The organism is Bartonella japonica (assembly GCF_040545385.1).
Taxonomy (GTDB): domain Bacteria; phylum Pseudomonadota; class Alphaproteobacteria; order Rhizobiales; family Rhizobiaceae; genus Bartonella; species Bartonella japonica.
Map to the genome: position 1 here is coordinate 33,242 of NZ_JBEPLT010000014.1, position 7,327 is coordinate 40,568.

A 7,327-nucleotide genomic window follows, 5' to 3' on the forward strand; every position below is an offset into this window, starting at 1 on the left:
AACTTCCCTCAGCACTCTTTCCAACCTTCTCTTCACCACAGTAATATGTCCCCCAACTCACGCTCCTAAATTCTTGATCCTATCTCATCAGAACATTTCTCGCTCCTACGACATCTCTCACGCCCATTTCCCCAATTATTTCCAATGGCGCCACTCTTTCTAGTGCATGAGTTACTTTCTAAAAGCGCCACGCCAAAAACCTCCGGAAAGATACAGTTAAAGATAGTTCTTTCAAAAGCCGTCTTGAAAAGAATATCATGTTGTACACACTAAAAAGCTTTTCCAAAAACGCACAGCATGAAAAGAGAAAGACTTATGAAACCATCAAAAAAAACTCCAAGAGTCCCCATGCATAAGCGCACCACTCAAATATTCCCCATGCTAAGCGCACACCCCAAGAATCCCCATACTAAAAGCACACCACCTCAAGAGTCCCCATGCATAAGCGCACCACTCAAATATTGAAGATGATTAAGCTGTTAATCTTTGAATGACAGCGCCACATCGGGCTAATTTTTCTTCCAATCTCTCAAATCCGCGATCAAGATGATACACGCGGCTAACAATAGTTTCTCCTTTTGCAGCCAGAGCAGCAATAACAAGAGAGACAGAAGCACGCAAATCAGTGGCCATCACTGGTGCACCTTGCAGATTTTCTATTCCATAAACAGTTGCAGTCTGTCCATTGAGCTTTATCTGAGCCCCCAGACGTGTAAGTTCCTGAACATGCATGAAGCGATTTTCAAAAATGGTTTCGGTGATACGAGCTGTTCCTTGAGCGCGCGTCATCAAGGCCATAAATTGGGCTTGGAGATCGGTTGGAAAATCTGGATAAGGTCCTGTTTTGATATCAACAGGTATTATTTTTGTTTGCCGTGGATTTCGTTTAACGGAAATTCCCTGAGATTTTATTTCGATATTGAGTCCGGTTTTTTGTAAAGCTTTGAACACTTGAGTCATGTGTTTATGCTCAGCATTTTTGAGCAATACTTCGCCTCCGGTCATAGCAACCGCTATTGCATAAGTTCCAGCTTCGATTCGATCAGCGATGACGCGTATTCTTGCCCCCCCGAGTTTTTTCACGCCTTGAATGGTGAGAGTTTTTGTTCCTTCACCGGTAATTTTTGCCCCCATAGCGTTGAGAGCCTGAATAAGGTTTGTGACTTCTGGCTCACGAGCAGCATTATCGAGGATTGTTGTTCCGTTTGCGGTGACAGCCGCCATGAGCATCACATGTGTTCCACCAACGGTCACTTTAGGAAAATGATAGTGAGCGCCTTTTAATCCTTTTGGAGCTTTAGCATGGACATATCCATTTTCGATAGTCACACGTGCTCCGAGTTTTTTAAGTCCCTCGAGAATAAAATCGACGGGTCTTGTTCCGATAGCGCATCCTCCAGGGAGGGAAACATAGGCTTCTCGGCATCGCGCAAGTAGGGGTCCGATCACCCAAAAACTTGCGCGCATTTTTTTCACCAATTCGTATGGAGCACGTGTTGTTGTTATTTTTTGTGCGGTAAAATGGATTGTTCTTGAATCCACACAATCATGGTTTGGTTTTTGTCCATCAACAGCATATGCGATTCCATGATTATTGAGAATACGAATGAGCAATTCGACATCAGCCATATGAGGAACATTTTCTAAAGTTAGGGTTTCTTCGGTAAGCAACGCAGCAATCATAAGAGGCAATGCAGCATTTTTTGCCCCTGAAATAGGGATCGTTCCTGTGAGTTTTTTTCCTCCAATGATTTGAATAGAATCCATAATACTTTCCCTCTTTCCCTTTGCTTTTCCCCTTCCAAAGGTTCTATCCCCTTGGGAAGCTATTCTTTTATATGGTTTAAGAACCAATCCAAATGATTTCATCCGAGTCATTATGAAAATGAATCGAAAATGTTAGAACGAATCATTGAGAAGTTTGGTTGCAAAACGCTGTAAAAAACATTGTTTTACGATTCTGTTTGTGCTCTTTTTCGACTTTGTTCTTTTCGGCGTTTTAGGTTTTGACGCAATTGTTTGGCGAGTCTTTCCTGTCGCCGTTTTTCCTTTTCTTCTTGTTGGCTTGACTTTTCTTGCTTTTGTCTTTGATGCATCTGTATCATTGCACAACCTTTTGAATAGTATTGAGCTTCTTTAAGCAACTCACAGCCGTGTTATAAGAGATACATGTCATGACACAAGACAGGTTTTCTTTCAAGAAGATACAAATGTTCTCTTGCCTATTTTATGACAATATGGCACAAGACAGCGCGAAGATTGAAAAATGCTGCGGTAGCTCAGTGGTAGAGCACTCCCTTGGTAAGGGAGAGGTCGAGAGTTCAATCCTCTCTCGCAGCACCATTCCATACAATTTTTGTACCATTTACAGCGCTTTATGGGAAATACGAAACCAAACATCTGTAAAAAAGTGATGAGATATCGAGCTGGCGCCACCTCTGTTACGCCTATGGGGTTTTACGATCTCTTCCTTATAAAGAGAATGTATCGGTTTCATTCCCATTCTCACAATAGTCCTCACTCTCAGAATAATCACCTCATTTAAAAAAGAGAAAAACAAAATCAAAAAAACAAGGAGAAATGACTATGTCACTTTATGGTTTTCTGTTTCTGCTCGTCCTAGTAGCTCTCATTTGTATAGTCGGGACAATTATTGAGAACGCAGATAAAACACCAAAAGAAAAAGAAAGAATGCAACAAACTGCAAGGGAACGAGCTGCAAGAGAAAACGAAGCAACAGCGCGAAGACTAGAAGAAGAAGAATATGAGAGAAGAAGAAGAAGAGAGAGGGAAGAAGAAAAATATGAGAGAATGAGAGAGGAAGACGACTAGAATAAGATAAGGATAAAAATAGAAGCAATTCTTAAGTTATGAAGTCCACGCACAAAACCGCTATCCAAAGACGGTTAGGGGGGGACTATTAATGATCATTTAACACCTCACTTCCCCTTACGACTTCCCTGACACTCCTCTCACACCTCACTTCCCCCGAACAACTTCCCTGACACTCCTCTCACACCTCACTTCCCACGAACAACTTCCCTGACACTCCTCTCATATCTCTCTTCCCCCGAACAACTTTCCTGACACTCCTCTCATATCTCTCTTCCCCCGAACAACTTCCCTGACACCCCTCTCATATCTCTCTTCCCCCGAACAACTTCCCTGACACTCCTCTCACACCTCACTTCCCACGAACAACTTCCCTGACTCCCCTCTCACACCTCACTTCCCCCGAACAACTTCCCTGACACTCCTCTCATATCTCTCTTCCCCCGACAACTCCCCTAACACTCCTCTCATATCTCACTTCCCCCGAACAACTTCCCTGACACCCCTCTCATATCTCTCTTCCCCCGACAACTCCCCTAACACTCCTCTCATATCTCACTTCCCCCGACAACTCCCTGACACTCCTCTCATATCTCACTTCCCCCGACAACTCCCTGACACTCCTCTCATATCTCACTTCCCCCGACAACTCCCTGACACTCCTCTCACACCACATCTTCCCCCTACATTCCTCCTACACTCCCTCTGCTCTTTTCCCTGATTTTTAACTGTTGTACGTTCTTTTTTGCTCTCTTTCAGGACATTTTCTATTCTTATGCTAAACCCTGTATGAGTAGACTTAATTTTTTGGACCATAATCTCCAACTCCTCATTAAAACGACTAATTTCACTTTCAAGTTTGCGAATATAAATTTCATCACGATAAGCACGCTTAATGAGAGGTGGCATATCAGGCCAATAAAGCATCAAATCCACCCATTCACGTTGAGCAATCCATAATCCTCCCTGACATTGTGCTTTATGCTCCTCTGGAAAACTCTTTTGGTAAAAATGAGGGATCAAGATTTCAGGTTTTTTAGTTTTGATTTCCAGCACCCCATTTGTTCCAATAAAAGCATCTGGAGAAAAACCTTTCATACGATCTTCAGTAATAACAAAACCAATACATTCAGGCTTTGTATTGGTCAGCGTTCCATAAAGCTGCCGTGCACCTGGTTCTAATTCGGTTCCGCGTCGCATAGCAAGTGTTGTCCCCTCATCAACGGTTTTTCCCGTGATTCTTTCTCCAGCGAGTTTCATCATAACGGATTGATATTTTGAAGTTTTTTGCCCCTGTTTTTTTCGTGCCACAACCATTTCAAACAAAGAAGCGGTAATCAAGCCATTGCGTGCTTGCTGCCATTGTGCTGATCCCTGAATACAATCGATAATAATTGGCATAATTTTTTATCTCCTCCTTTTTTGAAGTTTTTTCTTTGCAACCTTCTCCATTTGCTTTGAAACCTCCACTATTTTGAGGTTTACGATATATTGTCATTGATTAATCTTAACCTTTATCACCTCCCCTCATGCTTCCCCCAAAGCAAGCCCCTAACATCTTCCACGCCCAATCTCTCCCACCCCCTCCTATGAGACCAACAAAACTTTAAACCTTTGAGATCATTTAAGAAGCAATCTTATAAAAAAGTCTGCATCCTTATAGTGATCGGTTCAAATTCTCTCTCAATCATGCTGTTACAGGCATGCTGTCACAGGCATGCTGTCACAGGCATATTGTTACAGGCATATTGTTACAGGATACAAAAATCGTTACAGAAATATTTTTTTGGCAAATTTTTCTCGCCAGATTCTGCATCTTGCTATGAACTCGATATGAAGAGAATTGCACTGTGTTTTTGTGGTTCAATTCTGATTGTATTTTGGATATTTCCAGAGCAGTAGAATCGAAGAAGTTTTGAAATAACTTCCCGTTATTTCTTACCACCAATAATCATCTAAGACATCACATGGGCGCAAACGATGTTGTTTTTCGTAAGAACCATAGAGATTATCTTCATACTCACGCGCAGCTTTTTGATCTAAGTAAACATGATAAGCATCACTGTTAAGAACAAATGGTTGAAGTTGAATATCTTGTTCGTCCATTTCATAATTTGCGACATATGCATCAGCAAGTTGTTCACTCACATCTTCTGCATGAAGTGTTGTGAGATCGAGTCGCAAGATTTTTTGAACAGTTTCATATTCTTCGATATATTCGAGGACTTCTTCGACTTGATCGATAATTCCCTCATAAGCATCACTTTTTTCATCTTCACAAATAATGATGATAACTTCATCCTCTTTAACGAATGGAATATTTTTCATGATTTCCCCCTTTAGATAGTTGACAAGCTCAAATATAGCGTTAGTCTTATATCCTCTATGGAAGAGATGTCAATAGTTTTGTCCTTTATAAAAGATAAATTTTTAATCTTTGTAGCATTCAAAAAACATATATATCAATAAAACACCTCCTTTTCTATTCAGCATATATCTTTATGCCGTTCTCCATTTGTTCTTACTTAATATAACCCCCCATAGACAGGAGAAATAAAATGAATGATTTAGAATTAATAAGACACTGGCACAAACTTGATGAGAAAACACAAAAAGAGATTATTTTAGTTCTTCGCCATTTGATCTCCGCAAAAGAGTCAAAACCGCCTGTTTCTCTTCAGGAGAAAGCTTTGAAATAAGATCTATAAATTCTTTATCGTTAGAACTTACTCCCTGCCCATAAAGGATATGATTCACACTGATATTAATTTCATGACAAACACGAACTAAAGATTCAATTGTTGGTTCTTTTCCTTCTGCTAGGATAGAATGAAGGTACCCTGGGCCTTTACCGGCTGCGAGGGAAACAGATCTTTTTGACCGTCCACTTTTCTCAAGCGCTTCGCTTAATCTTTGACGCCAACCATCGATATTCATAATCTCACCATATAGCGCGTCTTTAAAAAAAAACACGTCCTTTTTGTAAAACGGGCTTGCATTATCCTTTAAAAAGGATAAAATTAAGAAAATAAATTTTATTTTTTTTGGGAGAGATAACATTTATTTTCGGGTCCAAAAAACATTTTATCACCCCAAAGGATGTAAAAGGCGCCCCCCGAAAGCCATAATTTTAAGAAGTTTTTGTCTTTTTACCCTTTACCACCTAAGCAATTTCAGGCTGTAAGTCTGTATTTACCTAACCATCTCAACAACCATAGGTTTGCTTTCATAAAGCAGTTTTAAAAATCCTGTCATTGAAGAGAACACATCACGACATAATGACAGTCATTTTACTAAAATCACAAAAACTTCAATCGAATGCTAACGCACGCATAACAACATTTTTTTCCAATTTTATTGTCACTGGAAATATATAAAGAAGAAAGTAGCTTGAAGCATGAAAAATGTTCATCAACAAGAAACTCCTCACTATGAATCGTCTACGCTTCCCTATGTTTGTTGGTATCAAAATGATTTTCTAGGAGGCGTTCGTGGAATGCGTGCACACGAAATTGGAATCTATACGATTCTTCTCAACGAGATGTACGCACGTGGTCGTCCACTAGAATTATCACAAGAACGTTTAGCGCGTCTTTGCGGTTGTGACAAGCGTACTTTTGAGAGTGTTTTAAAAATGCTTATAAAAGAGGGAAAGATTTTAAATTTAGCCAATGGTTTATGGAATAAGCGTTGCGAAAATGTTTTTTATGAGCGTACAAAATTGCTTGAACAAAAATCCTTTGCGGGTCGTTCTTCGGCAAAAAAACGCAAGAAAATCAATGAACAATTTCAACACCTGCTCAACGAGAGTGTAAGAGATGCTAGACAAAACTCAGAATCTCAGAAGGAAGAAGAAAAGGAAACACCTTACGGTGTTTCAGAAAAGCAATTTTTTTTGATCAAGGGAGATGAAAAAGAGGAGCGAGATCAAGAGTCTTCATTTTCCTCCCTATCTTCTTCTCTTCTCGCCAGTAAGCAAGAAAGGATAGAAGGCTCTTGCGCGCTATTGGGAAAAGCGGCTACCCCAGGCAGCCCTGTATCCCCCTTAGCCCCCCCTGAGAAAGTAAGCAGGAAATCCAAAAGCCGGATATCCCCCCCTAAAGGACAGCGTCTTCCTTCGGATTGGCAAGCAGACATCAGCGCAGCGGTTTTAGAAGGTTTGAGTGAAGAACAAGCCCGTTGGCAAGAAAAGAAATTTCGCGATTACTGGAAAGCTAAAAGCGGTAAAGAAGCTCTGAAAGTAGATTGGCAAGCCACATGGCGCAACTGGTATCGCTGGGAAATCGAACGGATAAAAAACCATCATGAAAAACTTATTTTTTTTGCTTCTCGCTCCACGGTTGCGCCTCACTCAAAACCAGCATCTCATGGCAGTGATGATGATGCTCTTTACCGTAATCTTATCAACTACAACGACGAATAAACATGAGCACAATTTTTGAGATCAAACAGAAGCTTTCATCACAAGCAAGGATGATCGTGGAAATGCTTCTTC

7 protein-coding genes and 1 tRNA gene are annotated in these 7,327 nt (G+C 40.6%); 3 read left to right on the forward strand and 5 right to left on the reverse strand.

The annotated features are described in order from the left end of the window. Positions 1–471: 471 nt before the first annotated feature. Entirely contained in the window at positions 472–1,767 is a 1,296-nt protein-coding gene (murA, locus tag ABID39_RS06365) for a UDP-N-acetylglucosamine 1-carboxyvinyltransferase (protein ID WP_354187128.1), read from the reverse strand. Between the two features lie 185 nt (positions 1,768–1,952). Next, complete coding sequence (locus ABID39_RS06370; RefSeq protein WP_354187129.1) at positions 1,953–2,105, reverse strand: hypothetical protein; 153 nt, start codon at positions 2,103–2,105, stop codon at positions 1,953–1,955. Positions 2,106–2,268: 163 nt separating this feature from the next. On the opposite strand from ABID39_RS06370, the gene ABID39_RS06375 reads away from it, so the two are divergent. Then, positions 2,269–2,343 (forward strand) — tRNA-Thr (locus ABID39_RS06375). A gap of 243 nt (positions 2,344–2,586) precedes the next feature. Continuing rightward, positions 2,587–2,832, forward strand: coding sequence for a hypothetical protein (locus ABID39_RS06380; RefSeq protein WP_354187130.1), 246 nt, complete (start codon positions 2,587–2,589; stop codon positions 2,830–2,832). 633 nt (positions 2,833–3,465) lie between these two features. Here ABID39_RS06380 and ABID39_RS06385 read toward each other — a convergent pair. The 3 genes from ABID39_RS06385 to ABID39_RS06395 all read right to left on the reverse strand — a co-directional run bounded on the left by ABID39_RS06385 (position 3,466) and on the right by ABID39_RS06395 (position 5,769). Then, on the reverse strand, positions 3,466–4,233 hold the full coding sequence (locus ABID39_RS06385) for a lambda exonuclease family protein (protein WP_354187132.1): 768 nt from the start codon (positions 4,231–4,233) through the stop codon (positions 3,466–3,468). A 537-nt stretch (positions 4,234–4,770) separates the two neighbouring features. Further along, positions 4,771–5,160 carry a hypothetical protein gene (locus tag ABID39_RS06390; RefSeq protein WP_354187134.1) on the reverse strand — a complete coding sequence of 130 codons (390 nt, stop codon included), beginning with the start codon at positions 5,158–5,160 and terminating at the stop codon, positions 4,771–4,773. Positions 5,161–5,451: 291 nt separating this feature from the next. After that, positions 5,452–5,769, reverse strand: coding sequence for an XRE family transcriptional regulator (locus ABID39_RS06395; RefSeq protein WP_354187136.1), 318 nt, complete (start codon positions 5,767–5,769; stop codon positions 5,452–5,454). 460 nt (positions 5,770–6,229) lie between these two features. Here ABID39_RS06395 and ABID39_RS06400 point away from each other — a divergent pair, with 460 nt between their 5' ends. Then, positions 6,230–7,255 (forward strand): YdaU family protein, encoded by a 1,026-nt coding sequence (locus tag ABID39_RS06400; RefSeq protein ID WP_354187137.1) that lies wholly within the window; start codon positions 6,230–6,232, stop codon positions 7,253–7,255. The last annotated feature ends 72 nt before the right edge of the window (positions 7,256–7,327 follow it).

What these genes read in the sequence shown, in the direction of transcription:
- murA (WP_354187128.1), bottom strand. Translation starts at nt 1,767, where the DNA reads ATGGATTCTATTCAAATCATTGGAGGAAAAAAACTCACAGGAACGATC.
- ABID39_RS06370 (WP_354187129.1), bottom strand. Translation starts at nt 2,105, where the DNA reads ATGATACAGATGCATCAAAGACAAAAGCAAGAAAAGTCAAGCCAACAA.
- ABID39_RS06380 (WP_354187130.1), top strand. Translation starts at nt 2,587, where the DNA reads ATGTCACTTTATGGTTTTCTGTTTCTGCTCGTCCTAGTAGCTCTCATT.
- ABID39_RS06385 (WP_354187132.1), bottom strand. Translation starts at nt 4,233, where the DNA reads ATGCCAATTATTATCGATTGTATTCAGGGATCAGCACAATGGCAGCAA.
- ABID39_RS06390 (WP_354187134.1), bottom strand. Translation starts at nt 5,160, where the DNA reads ATGAAAAATATTCCATTCGTTAAAGAGGATGAAGTTATCATCATTATT.
- ABID39_RS06395 (WP_354187136.1), bottom strand. Translation starts at nt 5,769, where the DNA reads ATGAATATCGATGGTTGGCGTCAAAGATTAAGCGAAGCGCTTGAGAAA.
- ABID39_RS06400 (WP_354187137.1), top strand. Translation starts at nt 6,230, where the DNA reads ATGAAAAATGTTCATCAACAAGAAACTCCTCACTATGAATCGTCTACG.